This window comes from Brachybacterium sp. NPDC056505 (genome assembly GCF_042794925.1).
Lineage (GTDB): Bacteria > Actinomycetota > Actinomycetes > Actinomycetales > Dermabacteraceae > Brachybacterium > Brachybacterium kimchii.
On sequence record NZ_JBHTSV010000001.1, the window covers coordinates 317,797 to 332,172 of the forward strand.

Annotated in this window: 12 protein-coding genes; 6 read left to right on the forward strand and 6 right to left on the reverse strand. The window is 69.7% G+C overall.

Going from position 1 to position 14,376, the window contains the following annotated elements:
- The first annotated feature begins 93 nt into the window (after window positions 1–93).
- The 3 genes from ACFQ53_RS01460 to ACFQ53_RS01470 all read left to right on the forward strand — a co-directional run bounded on the left by ACFQ53_RS01460 (window position 94) and on the right by ACFQ53_RS01470 (window position 2,973).
- A complete protein-coding gene (locus ACFQ53_RS01460) occupies window positions 94–990 on the forward strand; it encodes an aldo/keto reductase (RefSeq protein WP_377854285.1) in 897 nt (298 codons plus the stop codon).
- Between the two features lie 185 nt (window positions 991–1,175).
- On the forward strand, window positions 1,176–1,802 hold the full coding sequence (locus tag ACFQ53_RS01465; RefSeq protein ID WP_377854288.1) for a DUF6318 family protein: 627 nt from the start codon (window positions 1,176–1,178) through the stop codon (window positions 1,800–1,802).
- Between the two features lie 592 nt (window positions 1,803–2,394).
- A complete protein-coding gene (locus ACFQ53_RS01470) occupies window positions 2,395–2,973 on the forward strand; it encodes a PKD domain-containing protein (RefSeq protein WP_377854291.1) in 579 nt (192 codons plus the stop codon).
- A 90-nt stretch (window positions 2,974–3,063) separates the two neighbouring features.
- Here ACFQ53_RS01470 and ACFQ53_RS01475 read toward each other — a convergent pair whose 3' ends face one another.
- Entirely contained in the window at window positions 3,064–4,392 is a 1,329-nt protein-coding gene (locus ACFQ53_RS01475; protein ID WP_377854294.1) for a glycoside hydrolase family 125 protein, read from the reverse strand.
- Between the two features lie 191 nt (window positions 4,393–4,583).
- Here ACFQ53_RS01475 and ACFQ53_RS01480 point away from each other — a divergent pair, with 191 nt between their 5' ends.
- Window positions 4,584–6,065 (forward strand): hypothetical protein, encoded by a 1,482-nt coding sequence (locus tag ACFQ53_RS01480; protein WP_377854296.1) that lies wholly within the window; start codon window positions 4,584–4,586, stop codon window positions 6,063–6,065.
- 72 nt (window positions 6,066–6,137) lie between these two features.
- On the opposite strand, the gene ACFQ53_RS01485 is transcribed toward ACFQ53_RS01480, so the two are convergent.
- The 4 genes from ACFQ53_RS01485 to ACFQ53_RS01500 are packed head-to-tail and all read right to left on the reverse strand — an operon-like array spanning window position 6,138 to window position 11,069.
- Window positions 6,138–7,865 carry a glycoside hydrolase family 13 protein gene (locus ACFQ53_RS01485; protein ID WP_377854299.1) on the reverse strand — a complete coding sequence of 576 codons (1,728 nt, stop codon included), beginning with the start codon at window positions 7,863–7,865 and terminating at the stop codon, window positions 6,138–6,140.
- A gap of 26 nt (window positions 7,866–7,891) precedes the next feature.
- Window positions 7,892–8,797, reverse strand: coding sequence for a carbohydrate ABC transporter permease (locus tag ACFQ53_RS01490; RefSeq protein WP_377854301.1), 906 nt, complete (start codon window positions 8,795–8,797; stop codon window positions 7,892–7,894).
- On the reverse strand, window positions 8,794–9,753 hold the full coding sequence (locus ACFQ53_RS01495; protein ID WP_377854303.1) for a carbohydrate ABC transporter permease: 960 nt from the start codon (window positions 9,751–9,753) through the stop codon (window positions 8,794–8,796). The genes ACFQ53_RS01490 and ACFQ53_RS01495 overlap by 4 nt, the downstream gene beginning before the upstream one ends.
- 32 nt (window positions 9,754–9,785) lie before the next feature.
- A complete protein-coding gene (locus tag ACFQ53_RS01500; protein WP_377854305.1) occupies window positions 9,786–11,069 on the reverse strand; it encodes an ABC transporter substrate-binding protein in 1,284 nt (427 codons plus the stop codon).
- Window positions 11,070–11,200: 131 nt separating this feature from the next.
- Here ACFQ53_RS01500 and ACFQ53_RS01505 point away from each other — a divergent pair, with 131 nt between their 5' ends.
- Window positions 11,201–12,412 (forward strand): ROK family protein, encoded by a 1,212-nt coding sequence (locus ACFQ53_RS01505; RefSeq protein WP_377854308.1) that lies wholly within the window; start codon window positions 11,201–11,203, stop codon window positions 12,410–12,412.
- 53 nt (window positions 12,413–12,465) lie between these two features.
- Here ACFQ53_RS01505 and ACFQ53_RS01510 read toward each other — a convergent pair whose 3' ends face one another.
- Window positions 12,466–13,002 carry an HNH endonuclease gene (locus ACFQ53_RS01510; protein WP_152354065.1) on the reverse strand — a complete coding sequence of 179 codons (537 nt, stop codon included), beginning with the start codon at window positions 13,000–13,002 and terminating at the stop codon, window positions 12,466–12,468.
- 306 nt (window positions 13,003–13,308) lie between these two features.
- Here ACFQ53_RS01510 and ACFQ53_RS01515 point away from each other — a divergent pair, with 306 nt between their 5' ends.
- Complete coding sequence (locus ACFQ53_RS01515; protein WP_377854312.1) at window positions 13,309–14,322, forward strand: hypothetical protein; 1,014 nt, start codon at window positions 13,309–13,311, stop codon at window positions 14,320–14,322.
- Window positions 14,323–14,376 lie beyond the last annotated feature (54 nt).

The window sequence follows — 14,376 nt, forward strand, 5'->3', positions numbered from 1 at the left end:
GCGGCAGCGTGCCGAGTCCTGGTCGCCGCCCAGCGGGTTCCCTGCCCGCAGCGTCTATCGTGAGGCCGTCGGACCCGCAGATGAGGAGATCCCATGACCACCCCGAGCCTCGCCGGCACGTATCCCATCGGAGGGCGCGACGTGCCCCGCATCGGCTACGGCCTGGGCAGCCTGCACCGCTCGGCCGAGCAGCCAGGCGGCCACGATGCCGCCGTCTCCCTGCTGCACGACGTCTACGGCCTGGGCATCCGCATGCTCGACACCGCGCATTTCTACGGAGACGGCCTCGCGAACTCGCTGATCCGCGAGGCGCTGGGCACGCACCGCGACGACCTCTTCCTCGCCACCAAGGCCGGAGCGCGGTCGACGCCCGAGGGTCCGTTCCCGATGACCGCGGCGCAGAAGCCCTCCGAGCTGCGCGACAGCGTCGAGATCAACCTGCAGACCCTCGGCACCGACCGGTTGGACCTCCTCTACCTGCGCCGCATGGACTTCCTCCCCGGGCTCGTCGTCGAGGGAGATCAGCAGGTGCCGCTCGAAGATCAGATCGGCGAACTGCTCGCGCTGCGGGATGAGGGCAAGATCCTGGGCATCGGCCTCAGCCACGTGCGGCTCGAGCAGGTGCAGCAGGCCTTCGACCTGGGTGTCGAGGTGCAGGCCGTGCAGAACATCTTCAACGCCGTGGACCGCCACGACCAGGCACTTGCCGACCTCACGGAGGAGAGGGGCGCCGCGTGGATCCCCTACTTCCCGCTCGGCGGCGGCTTCCACCAGGGCCCGAAGGTCACCGACGAGGAGACCGTGCAGCGCATCGCCGCCGCGCACGGGATCACGCCCTCGCAGGTGGGCCAGGCATGGCTTCTGCACAGCGCCCCGAACACCGTGCTGATCTCCGGCACCTCCCAGCGAGCGCACCTCGAAGAGAACGTCGCCGCGGGCGATGTGCAGCTGAACGATGAGGAGTGGGCACAGCTCGACGCGCTGGGATGATGCGTCTCTGACGGTGTGCCATGGGGGCGGTGCAGGCCCAGGTGGGCCCGTAGAGCGCTGGATCAAAGCCCAGCGCGTAGGGGCTGAACCGTCGGCTCCGGTTATCCACAAGCACGCGCGAACGGTGGCGGGCTGGGCGTCGCCTGGATACTGTGCAGGCACCCCGCCCCCACCCGGAAGCCGCCATGACGACGACTCGACGCACCCTCTCCTCCCTTGCCGTCCTCGCGCTCGCTGCCGGTCTGATCACTGGATGCGGGGATAAGGACGAGCCCACACCCAGCGCTGGCAGCGAAGCCACCGCGTCTGCGCCCAAGGAGCAGTCCGACGGGGGAGGCGAGAGCGCGAAGCCCACGAAGCCGGATGTGCCGAAGCCCGACCCGAAGGACTACCCGGGGATGGATGAGCACACGGATGAGGGGGCGGAGCAGGCGTACAGATACTTTTGGGCTGTGGTGCTGTGGTCCTATCAGACGGGGGATACGGAAGTGCTTAAAAGTCTCATTGGAGAAAGTTGCGCCAGTTGTGATCAAAACTTGCGCGACGTCGAGAAACTTAACAAGGCGGGAAAATGGTGGTCTCAGGCTACTATCGATGACCGTGATCTCCGTACATATGAATCCGAGAAGCATGAAATTGAAGTCGGCTACACCTTTATTCTTTCTGCGCATTCGGAACCCGTTTACGGAAACTCGCGACTCAAGCAGGAGCCTGACACAAGGTACGGGACGGTGGGTGGTATGTCATGGAGCAAAGGCTCGTGGGTGGTGCATGCCTTCAACTTGAAAACTGAGAAGGTCGGCAATGGGTGAAGCGGTGCGCCGTCGCGCTTGCGCGAGCGTAAAGTTGGCGATCGCGTTCCTTTTTGTGATTGCAGGCGTTCTAGCGGGACAGTCATCTGCGTACGGAGAGTTCCAAGGTTTCCTCGATGATGATTCGGTTGGAGCTGACGCCGAAGAACAAATCAACAAAGGGGAAGGCGGAGATGAGTCGGTCGCCACGGGGGCTGGCCACTCCGAGGCCGATCGAGGTCGGGGTGATAGATCGAGTGGTCGCACGAAGGTTGTCGCGCCACCTCCTAATCCGTTCTCGGGTGTGGTTTCATCGATCTCTGCGCTTTTTGAAACTGAATGGAAGGATGTGGATCGCACTCCCTACAAATGCACACAGAATGGAAACGTTGGAAAGTGTGTGGCCGATCCTAAAGCGTGCACGGCGGAAGAAATGCCGACGATTCGGACCGCAGGTGTCGATGTCATGATCCCGAACACCTCCGGAGTTGCCACAACGCGAGGTGCGGGTGGGGAGGGTCAGAGTCAGGTTGGTACTACTTCACTGCGCGGTGCAGGCAGTCCTGCGGGTACCTCTACTTCTGCTCGCTGCGTTGGTTCGAAGACTCCTGAAGTGCCTCAAGGCGCTCAGGCTCCGGGTGCCGAAGACGAGAAACCTGTCGTCATCACCGTCACGCAGAAGGACTTCGCCAAGCTTCCGGTGGAGGCATCGTCGGCGCACGCGGGCCCGGAGCAGGGATGGCTGCCGGCGAACATGGATCTGGTGCTCTATGCGGATTCGGAGGCGCAGGAGCTGGAGACGGAGCTGCTGGATACTCCGGTCAGGATCCGGGCGACTCCTGTGGAGTACCGGTGGGACCTGGGCGATGGCAACGTGCTCGTCACGGATAACCCCGGGGAGCCGTGGCCGTCGAAGGATGTGAGCGCGACCTTCGCCTATGAGGGCTGGTACGACGTCACGCTGACCACCACCTATGAGGGCCAGTTCTCCGTGGACGGCGGGGAATGGCAGGACATCGACGGCACGGTAGAGATCGCCTCGGAACCTCAGGAGATCTACTCGAAGTCGCTGGAGTCCCGTCTGGTCAATCCTGACCGTCCTCATGACGAGGAGAGGGACCCGTTCGTGCCCAAGCGTTCGGCGGACACCGAAGGCCCACGCGACCCGAACGCCACCATTAAGGAGATCTGAGCTAGGCGAAGATGCTCGACGTCGGCAGTCCCAGTCGGCACACCCTCTCGGTCCTCCACAGGACCACCGTTTGCCGTCCGTCGGCCCCGATCAGCCTTCCCCGCCCGACACCTCCACCCGCTCCGCGAACGACCTCGCGGGCGCGGGACCATCGGTCAGGTGCAGCGCGAGCTCGCAGAACATGGCGTCGGCCCAGGAGAACCAGGGTCGGGTGAAGCGCTCGGGGTCGTCCACGTGGAAGGACTCGTGCATGCGGTCCGTTCCGCCGTCGGTCGCGAGCAGCAGACGGATGATCTCCCGGCCCCGCTCCGGCGTGCCCGTCAGCCCCTCGACCGCGAACGCGATGGGCCACACGTACTGCTGAGGCGTGTGCGGGCTGCCGATGCCCGTCGCCACCGCCCCCGAGTAGCGATACGGGTTCGCCATCCCCAGGCAGAACGCCCGCGTCGCGGCCGTGAGCTGGGGATCCAGCACATCGGGCGCATCCAGAGGCAGGGACAGCAGCGACGGCATGTTCGCATCGTCCATCAGCAGCTGCCCGCCCAGCCCGTCGACCTCATAGGCGTAGATCCGGGAGCCCTCGTGCTCGACCACGCCGTGCGCCGCGACGCCCTCGAGGATCGAGGCGCGCAGCGCGTCGGCATCCGCCGCGAGCGTCTCGTCGTCGTACACCGACAGCGCCACGTCCGCGATCGCCATCAGGGCCTGCGCGGCCTGCAGGTTCGCCGGCACGTTGTACCCGAAGGTGCAGGCGTCGTCCGAGGGTCGGAAACCGCTCCAGGTCATGCCGGTGACGGCGAGGGGCGACCCCAGTCCATCGCGGTCCAGGGTCTCGGTGGGGATGCCTATATCGCGCACGAACCGGTACTGCGACCGCTCCTCGTGCCCGGTCTCGAGGCGCCACTGGTCCACGATCGTGCGCAGCACGCCGTGCGCGAGATCGTCGAAGAGGTCCTCGCGACCGGTGATCCGCAGCAGACGGTGACCGAAGATGATCGGGAACGCGAGCGAGTCGACCTCGTACTTCTGCTCCCAGATCATCGGGTCCTGGCACAGGTCGTTCGCATCGTGGTGCGCGCCCGTGGGGCCCAGGTTCGCGGAGTTCGCGTACGGATCGTGCGCGATCATCCGCAGCTGGCGCCGCACCACCGCGGCGAGCAGGTCCGCGAGCGGTGCGCAGTCGCCGGCGAGACGCAGGTACGGGAACATCTGCGTGGTCGAGTCGCGCAGCCACATCGCGGGGATGTCGCCCGTGATGACGAAGGCGGTGCCGTCCTCCGCGAGGGTGATCGTGTCGGTGAGAGTGCGCAGCAGCGCCGCCTCGACGAACGCTCCTGCCTCCTCGCCGAGCTCGCTGCGCACACGGTCGGCGGCCGAGCGCAGGGCATCGGCGATCTGGGGTTCCACGGTGAAGCTCACCCGCGCAAGAGTATGCGGAAAGCGCTCTGCGGGGCGATCGGTTTCAGCGCTCCCCGTCCCCTGCGGTGCCCCGAGCTGGGCCCGTCGGACCGGTCCAGCGCGCCCCTGTGCCCCGCCGCTGCCCCTGCCCCTTCGGTGCGCTCCGTGGCCTGCCCCTGGCCCTGGACCCTCGCGTGGGGCACCCTGGTGGCATGCCCAGGAACAAGCGGCAGGCCCCGGACACGGGCGACCGCGAGCGTGCGCAGGCGCTCGCCGAGTACTCCGTCTGGCTGGAGGCGCCGGGAGCGGGCGCGGATCCGGTAACGGCGCGGGACATCGACGTCACCTCGGAGACCCAGCTCGTGGACGCGCTGCTGCGTCTGAAGTCCTCACGGCTCGCGAGCGACGACGTCGGCGAATGGACGGGCCCGATCATCGAGCAGCTGCTCACGCAGCTCGTCCCGCGCACCGTCATCCAGGTCCGCGAGGCCTCGATGGACCTGGTCCCCGCCCTCACCCGCTTCTTCGTGTTCCTCCAGGAGACCGGCCGCTGGTCGCGCCGCTCGATGCGTCCCGAGGCCGCCGCGCGCACGCTCGCCGACCTCGAGTTCGCGGTGCTCGAGGCGGCCGACGACCCCTCCCGGCGCTCCTTCTCCACGAACCTCATCGGGTACGGCCTCGAGCACGGCCTGGATCCGCGCGACGAGGCCGCGCTCATGGGGTACATCGACTGGTACGACGCGCTGCCCGATGACGAACGCACCGAGCTCAGCCGGACCGGCCGTCTCACTGACCCCGCCGTGCCCTACGACCCCGCGACCATGCGCGCGCAGCCGGGGGATCACGACGGGATCGCAGACGTCTCCCGCCTCGAGGGAGGATCTTCGGCCCCGGGCCGCCGAGGACTGCGCGACAGCCGCACGCGAGGACACCACGGCGACGCCCCGGAGGAACCCTGGCCGGTGTGGCCGCCGGCCCCTCACCGCGTGAGCGAGCCGTCGCCCGAGACCGCACAGGACCACGACCAGGCGGACGCGCAGGACATGGCGCTGCGCGCGGAGATGGCCGCGAGGGTGCCGTTCGTACGCACCGCCGTCGCGCTGCTCGAGACCGTCGGCAGCGGCATCGCCGTGACGTCCACGGCGGGGCTCGATCGCTCCGCGACCAGCGAGGTCCTCGCCCGCCTGGGGATCCAGCCCGAGGTGCGGTCGATGTGGGAGGCGCCCGAGATCGTGGGTCCGTGGATCGCGCTTCTCGACGGCGGGTGGCTGATCCGCGAAGGCAGACGGGTCGTTCCCGACGCGTCGGCCGACGGTGGAGCCGGCACGGCGGACGGGGCGGACTCCCCGCGATTGCGCCCGTCGGCGTCGGAGCCCGAGGAGTTCCTCCGCTTCGCGCGCGCCGTGATCGTCAGCCTGCTCGCCGGCCTCGGCATGCGCGGCCCCGAGGAGGGCGGTCTGCGCGGGCTGCCCGAGACGCTCTCCGCGCTGCGTGCGGCGTGCGGGCCCGATGGGGTAGAGGTGGCCACGGGGCCAGGCGGGTCCGACGTCCGCGCCGACCTCGAGGAGCTCACCGCCGTCGGCCTCCTCGGCCGCGAGGGGGAGCGCTTCGTCGGCGCTCCGATCCTCCGCGTGGCGCTCGACGAGGCCGAGCGGATCCTGCGGGAGGCGGGGCGCCGGCGCGGGACCCCGTGAGGTCCCGCGCCGCCGGTCGGCCCACTGCCGGAGGCCGCGGGCCGCGCACCGGTGGCCCGCGCTGCGCTCAGCTCACCGCCGCAGCCACACCGTGGTCGCGCCCGGCAGCACGCGCGCACCGCCCGCCGCATCCTCCGACCCTCCGAGCTCGCCGCTCGCCACGAGCACCTCGCCCGAGGGCAGCGGGACCTCCACGTCGCCGAAGTTCGTCGCGCAGACCCAGCCGCCCGTGCGCTCGAAGACGAGCACCTCGCCGTCCGAGAGCGCATCGTCCCAGGTGAGTGTCTCCGCGCCCTGCAGCTCGCGGCGCAGGTGCAGCGCCCGTCGGTACATCTCGAGGGTCGAGGTCGGATCGTCGGACTCCGCCTCGACGGAGAAGTCCGCGAACCACGCGGGCTGAGGGAGGTGCGCGCCGCCCTCGCCGAAGCCGAACGACGCGCCGCCGCGGGCCCAGGGCAGGGGGACGCGGCAGCCGTCGCGGCCCAGGCCGTCGTCGCTGCGGGTCTCGGGGGTCGTGCGCAGGAACGCGGGGTCCTGCCGCTGGTCGTCGGGGATCTCGGCGACCTCGTGCAGACCCAGCTCCTCGCCCTGGTACAGGTAGGCGCTGCCGGGCAGGGCCAGCTCGAACAGGGTCGCCGCGCGGGCGCGCCGCAGACCGAGCTCGCGGTCGATGCCGTCGTCGGGCCCGCCCGCGGCGACCCAGTCGGCCCCCTGCTTGCCCGGCCGGCCGGCGCGCGGCGGCAGGCCGTAGCGGGTCGCGTGGCGCACCACGTCATGGTTGGAGAACACCCAGGTGCTCGAGGAGCCCGTCTGCGCGGACTGGGCGAGGTTCTCGGTGACGATGCGACGGTAGTCCGCCGCGTCGAAATCGGCCTCGAGCAGGTCGAAGTTGAACGCCTGGCCCAGGCCCTGCGGGCTCGCGTAGCGGGCGCGGCGCTCGGCGGAGCCCACCCAGGCCTCCGCGACCGCGGTGCGCGGCGGGGAGTACTCGTCGAAGACGCGCCGCCACTCGGCGTAGATCTCGTGGACCTCGTCGCGGTCCCACAGCGGGTGCCGGCCGTCGTGGGGCATCGCCTCGAGCTCGGCGGAGCTGGGCAGCTCCTCGCCGAGGTCCTTGGCGAGCGCGTGGGCGACGTCGACCCGGAAGCCGTCGACCCCGCGGTCGGACCAGAAGCGCAGCGTGGTCAGGAAGTCCTCGTGCACCTCGCGGTCCGCCCAGTTCAGGTCGGGCTGCTCGGTCGCGAACAGGTGCAGGTACCACTGGCCGTCCTCGACACGGGTCCAGGCGGGCCCGCCGAAGATCGATTCCCAGTCGGCCGGGGGCAGCTCGCCGTGCTCGCCCCGTCCCTCCCGGAAGATGTACCGCTCGCGCGCACGGGAGCCGCGGCCCGCGGCGAGGGCCTCCTGGAACCAGGAGTGGCCGCTGCCGGTGTGGTTGGGGACGAGGTCCACGATCAGCCGCAGGCCGGCCGTATGCAGGGCGGACGAGAGCTCGTCGAAGTCCTCGAGGGTGCCGATCCTCGGGTCGACGTCGCGGTAGTCGTCGACGTCGTAGCCGCCGTCGGCCAGGGCAGAGGGGTAGAACGGGCTGAGCCACACGGCGTCCACCCCGAGCCCCTGCAGGTAGGGCACGCGCGAGGTGATGCCCCGCAGGTCGCCGATGCCGTCGCCGTTCGCGTCCGCGAAGGAGCGCGGGTAGATCTGGTAGACGGCGGCCTGCCGCCACCAGGTCGGGTCGTCGACGAGCAGCGCGGCGGAATCGTCGAGGGGGCGGATCTGGGCGGTGGACTGGGAGGTCATGGGGTCCTTCGAGGGGTAGCGGGTGGTCACTTCACGGCGCCCTGGGTGAGTCCGGAGATCACCCAGCGCTGCGCCAGCAGATAGACGATGATCGCCGGGGCCATGGCCATCAGGTAGCTGGCGAAGGCGATGTTGTAGCTGTTGTTGAACTGGGTCTGGAACATGTTCTGCAGCACCGGCAGCGTCTGCAGGGTCGGGTCCGAGATGATCAGGCTCGGCATCATGAAGTCGTTCCACGAGCCCAGGAAGGCGAAGATGCCCACGGTCGCGGCCATCGGGCCCAGCAGCGGGAAGATCAGTCGCCAGTAGACCTGCCAGGTCGTCGCCCCGTCCACACGCATCGACTCCTCGAGCGACATCGGGATCGCCCGCAGGAACGCCGTGAACAGCATGGTGTTGAAGGCGAGGGCGAACACGATGTGCAGGATCGCCACGCCCAGCGGCGTGTCGAGGTGGATGATGCCGGTGAGCTGCACCTGCGGCAGGGCGACCACGGGGAACGGGATGAACATGGCCGCGAGCAGGTAGAAGAAGGACCAGCGGAACAGGCGCCGGTCCCAGTTGCGCACGATCGCGTAGGCGGCGAGGGAGGAGATCACGATCTCCCCGGCCACCGCGAGCAGGGTGACGAAGCCGGAGACGGCGAGGGCGCGCGGGAAGTCCGTCAGCTCCCAGGCGTCCGCGAAGGCCTGGAAGGTCAGCGGGGAGGGGAGGGCGAAGGCCTCGCCCTCCACCGCCTGGGCGTCGGACTTCAGGGACATGTTGATCGTGACCAGCAGCGGCACCAGGACCGCGAGCGAGCACACGATGAGGATGATGGTTGCGGGCCAGTTGGCCCGTTCGCGCGAGCGGGACATTGGCCGCCTTCCGCCGGACGAGCCGGATGCGGTGCCCGAGGGCGTGGAGGCGGAGGTGGTGGCGGTGGTGCTCATGCTCCGAAGCTCGCTTTCCCGCGGGTGATGCTCAGCTGGATGACCGCGATGACGATGCTGATGATGAAGAAGACGAAGGCATTGGCCATCTGGTAGCCGTAGTCGCCCCCGGTGAAGCCCTTGAAGATCGACATGGCGACCGTGCGGGTCGCGGTGCCGGGGCCGCCGTCGGTCAGGCCCACGACGATGTCGTAGGCGTTGAGGTAGTTCTTGAAGCCCAGGATCGTGTTGATGACGATGAAGCCTGAGACCAGCGGCAGGGTGATGTTCCACAGCCGCTTCGCGGGCCCGGCGCCGTCGATCGACGCGGCCTCGTAGACCTCGTCGGGGATCGTCACCAGGCCCGCGATGTAGATGAGCATCGTCGAGGGGATCGTCGACCAGGCGGTGACGATCACGATCGCGATCCAGGCCAGCGACTCGTTCGCGAGGATCGAGGTGGACAGCGACTCGATGCCCAGCGCCGAGCCGATGCCGGGCAGCGTCGTGGAGAAGAGGAACTTGAAGACGAAGGCGATGATGATCCCGGAGATCACCATCGGCAGCACGAACACCGTGCGCAGCGCCGCCTGCAGGCGGATCCGCGAGGTCAGGCCCAGGGCGAGGAAGAACGCGAGGACGTTCACGACGATCACGGTGACCAGCGCGAAGCCGAGAGTGAACAGGTAGGCCGAGACGATGCCCTGGTCGCGGAACATCGCCACGTAGTTGCGCAGCCCGATGAACTCCCAGTCGCCGAACCCGATCGAGTTCGTGAAGGAGTAGGCGAAGCCGAGCACGGCCGGCAGGGTGATCGCGAGGGTGAAGATCGCGAGTGCCGGGAAGAGGAACAGGTAGTAGACGGGGTCGACGCGGCGGGTGCTTCCGCTGCGGCGGCCCCTGCGGGCCCTGCGCCTCCGCGTGGCGTCGGCGGACCCCGTGGAGGGGTCGGCGACGGTGGATGTCGTCGTTGACATGGTGGGCTGTCCTTGCGTGTCGAGAGAGGGGATCAGGAGCGGTAGGCGAGGCTCGAGAAGTCGTTGTCGACCTTCGCGAGGATCGTCTTGGGGTCCGCGCCGAACAGGATCGACTGCAGATAGTTCGTGAAGGGGATCGTGGTGGGGATGAACTGCGAGGCGCCCTGGTAGAAGGCGGCGTCGTCGTAGTACTTCTGCATCGGCGCGATCCGCGGGTCCTTCGCGGGCGGGGCGTCCTTGGTGGTGCCCATCGCCAGCAGCGCCTTGTTGTAGGGGTCCATGACCTCGGGGGTCATCAGGAACGAGAGGAGCTCGCGGGCCTCGTCCTTGCGGTTCGCGCCCTCGGGGATCCACAGCGAGAGGTCGATGTTCACGCGGATCTTGAGGTCGGCGGGATCATCGGTCACGGGCAGCGGGAAGCAGGAGAGGTCCTCCTTGCTGCCCGCCTTCTCGATCTCGGCGAGCGCCCACGGGCCCTGCAGGAGCATCGCGGCCTTGCCGTTGCCCATGGCCGTGTTGCCGTCGCCGTAGAAGCGCGAGGCGGCGTCGTCCTGGTGGTACTTCTTGAGCTCGAGCATCCGCTCGATGGGCTTCAGCATGTCCTTCTGGAAGGAGGTGTCGGAGTCGGGGCCGACGTCCTCGCCCAGCTCGTTCATGCGCTCGAAGAAGCCGCGCACGTCCATCATCCCGCCGATGGTGTAGTCGAACAGGCCCTGGCTGACGGTCCACGGGTCCCCGAAGGTGCCGTAGATCGGGGTGATGTCGGCCTTCTGGAGCTTCTCGCAGACCTCGGTGAACTCGTCCCAGGTGGTGGGGATCTCGAGGTGCTGCTCCTCGAAGATGCGACGGTTGTAGATCACCGCGGCGCCCGCGACGGAGAACGGGATCACCGAGGTGCGCCCCTCGTAGCCGGGATACCAGTTCACGAGCTCCTGGACATCGTCCCTGATCAGGCCGGCCTCGGGCATGTCCGCGAGGTCGGAGAGGGCGCCGCGCTCCATGAACCGCGCCATCTCGAGGTTGTAGTTCTGGCAGGCGATGTCCGGCGGGTTCTTGCGCACGAAGCTCGCCGAGAGGTTCGTGGCGATGTCGTGCACCACGCTGATGTCCTGGTGCTCCTTGCGGAACGTCACCAGCAGGTCGTCGAAGTACTGGATGGCCTCGCGCTTGGACTGGTAGAAGATCACGGATCCGCCGGACCCGCCGGATCCGCCGGTGCCGCCGCATCCGGTGAGGCCCGCGGCGGCGAGCAGGCCTCCGGCGGCCAGCAGGCCGCGACGGCTCAGCGGCGATCGGGGTGGGGAGGAGGGGGACATCTTCGTCTCCTTCGGGGGATGGTGTGAGCGGGCCGCTCTCTGCGGGCCCGACACTCGTCGACCCAGTAAATATAGAACATAGATTTACGGCCTGCATGAAGTATGTGGAGGCGCTCCGGTACTGTCAAGGCATGTCCGCAGGCTCCGCTCGATCACCGCGACTCCTGCGGCACATCAACAGTGGTGAGCTGCTGCGGTTCGCCCTGGCCAGCGGTGAGTTCACCGCGGCGGAGGCGATGTCCGCGAGCGGCCTGACGCGGGCCACGGTGCTCGGCGTGTGCGGGGATCTCGTGGCTGCGGGTTGGCTCGAGGAGGTCGCCGATTCGCGCGCCGCGGGACTGTCCAGCCGGGGTCGGCCCGCGCGCCGCTACCGACTGCGTGAGGACGCCGGCGTGGTGGTCGGCGTGGACGCCGGGGAGCAGGGCTTCGCGGCGATCGCGGCGGACCTGCGCGGTGCGGTCCTGGGCCGCGGCCGCCGGCGCGTGGATCCCTCCGAGGTCGATCGCGACGGGCGCGTCGCCCTCGTGCGCGAGCTCGTGGCCGAGGTGCTCGAGCAGGCGGGCCGCAGCGAGGACGCACTGCTGCTCACCGTCGTCGGCATTCCGGCCCCGGTCGATGCCGATGGACGCTCGCCGGACGACGAGGGCGCCTTCTGGGGCGTCATGAACGCCGGCTTCCAGGATCACCTCGCAGGCGGCGTGGTCATCGAGAACGATGCGAACCTCGCCGCGCTCGCCGAGCACGCCCACGGCCCCCGGGCGCACATGGCCGCCCTGCTCACGGGGGAGCGCTTCGGCGCGGGCCTGATCGTCGACGGCCGCCTGCTGCGGGGCAGCCGCGGCGGCGCCGGCGAGATGCGCTTCCTGACCCTCATCGCGGGGGACGACCCCGATGCCGGGGCGGTCGACGGGCTCGGCGCCCTCGCCCGCCGCTGGGCGGTCGGAGAGCTCGCGCGCAGCGACGCCCCGTCGACGCTGCGCGCGCACGACCCTGCGGACCTCGATGCCGAGCAGGTGATGGCTGCGGCGGCCGACGGCGATCCCCTGGCCTCGGGCATCGTGCGGCGGCTCGGCGATCGCCTCGCGCACGTGGCCGTGGCGCTGGAGAGCCTGCTGGACGTCGAGAGGATCGTGATCGCCGGAGGGTTCGCCCCCTCGGTCGGCCCGGTGCTCGGGCATGCGCGCTCCGTGCTCGAAGCCGACTTCTTCCCGCCGTTCCCGGAGCTGGTCGCGAGCACGCTCGGCCGGGACGTGATCGTGCGCGGTGCGATCGAGTTCGCCCTCTCCCGCATCCGCGAGGAGCCGCTGGACTTCCTGCCGGCGGGGGCCGACCGCGGGGTCTGAGTTCGGGGGCGTGCGCCGGCCCGGGCAGGTGCAGGGCCGCGGTGCCCGTGAGCTCAGGCTGCGAGCGCCTCGCCGATCCCCGGGATCACCTCGACGTGCCCGCCCACGCGATAGGCGACGGCGGGATCGTAGGGCGCGAAGCGCAGGGGCATCCCCGCCTCCTCGGGGGTGCTGTCGGCCTTGCGGCCGTTGCATTCGCGGCAGGCGGAGACCAGGTTCGTCCAGCTCGAGGCGCCGCCGCGGGAGACCGGCATGATGTGGTCGACGGTCGCCAGCAGCGCGGAGCACGGCGGTGTCTTGGAGACGCTGCGCCCGCAGTAGGCGCAGGTCCAGTGGTCGCGCTCGTGGACGGCGCGGAAGGAGAAGCCGACGGAGCGGCGGCCCTCGCCCTCGACCCATGCGCCGCTCAGCTCGCGCGTCAGCTCCAGGGCCGTGGGGACGATGTCGTCCCCGGCCAGGGTCAGCTCGACGGGGTCCGCGACGCCGCGCCGGATCATCCCGAACGCGTGCCGGACCGAGGTCGTGTGCAGCAGCTCGCCGATCCCGGTCGCCGGGTCGTACCCCTTGTTGAAGACCTTCACCACGGACATCGCTGCCACCTCCTGCCGCCGTGCGGCGGTGCGCCCGCGCGAGTGGGTTCCCGCGGGGCACGCTTGCATCGTTGCGCGTCGGGGTTCCGGAATCAACCGATTTCGCTCACTCGTCGCCCGCGTGTCGTCCGCTCGTTCCCCGAGGAGACGGCGTTTCGTCGTGCCCTGTCGTGCCCTGTCATGCACCGTCGCGTCTGGCCGCCACGTGCCGCGCGGGCGGGCGCGTCCGTTCCTCCCCAGAGCTCCGCCGTCCACATTCCTCGTCGGCCCCTCGCGGTCGCCCACGGCGACCGGGAGGCTCGGGCCATGACGCACATGACGCACATGACGCACGCACCCATCGACCCCGACGACGCCCAGGACGCGGACCGCACGCCCGACGCCGAGGCGGCCGACGCCTGGGATGCCCCTCTCTGTGGTCACACCTGGCAGGAGGGCGGCGAGACGTGGCCCCTCGAGGACCACGTCGCGGCGCCGTGGTTCCTGCCTCCGACGTCCTCCCTGCTCGAGGAGGAGGAGATCGACGACCTCGAGTGGGTGCGGCAGGCAGCCGCGATCCCCTTCGTGCAGCGCTGCCGGCTGCTGCGCGACTTCGTCGGCGACGGTCGGCCGCTCACCGACAGCGGAGTGCTGCCCAATGCCGCGGTCCGCGAGCTCAAGCAGCGGGCCGGGATCGTCCGCCCCGGCGGGCGGCTGCGCGAGGTCCCCGAGCTGCTCGGGCCGTGGGTCGTGCTGCTGAACCTGGGCGTGCTCGTCGAGGACGGCAGCCGCAGGGTGCGCCGCTGCAGCGCGGAGCATCCCGGCGTGCGAGGGGCCTTCGACGAGGACGACGAGCCGCTGGGGGAGTTGGACGGCGAGGTCGACGGCGTTCTGGCGATCGCCGAACTGCTGCATGTCATCAGCCGCTACTGCCCCGGCCACGGCGGCTTCCGGAACACGGGCCTCCTGCTCGAGTCCCTGCTCGCCGCGACCCGCGAGGACGGGGTCACACTGCCCGAGCTCCCCGGCGACGGGTGCCTCGACGAGCCGGCGATCGCGCGCCTGTTCCGGGGCATCGGCGCGAACACCGCGATCACGTGGGACCCGATCGACGAACGTCGTGGCGAGGTGGATCTGCAGGCGATCGCCGACCTCGCCGACGCGCAGAGGGACCTCTTCCTGCTTGAGGCCTACGGGATCCTCGGCGCCTGCGAGCCCGGGCGGTCGGGCATCGTGTTCCGGGCGCCGCGACCCGTGCGCACAGCGGTCGCACTCCTCGCGCTGCGCCGTCAGCAGGAGGAGGACGCCCGACGAGAGTCTCCGGAGACGTTCCTGCGATAGCGGCCGATGCGTGAGGAGCTGATGCCGGATCGCTCGCGGCGTGGGCGCGGCAGG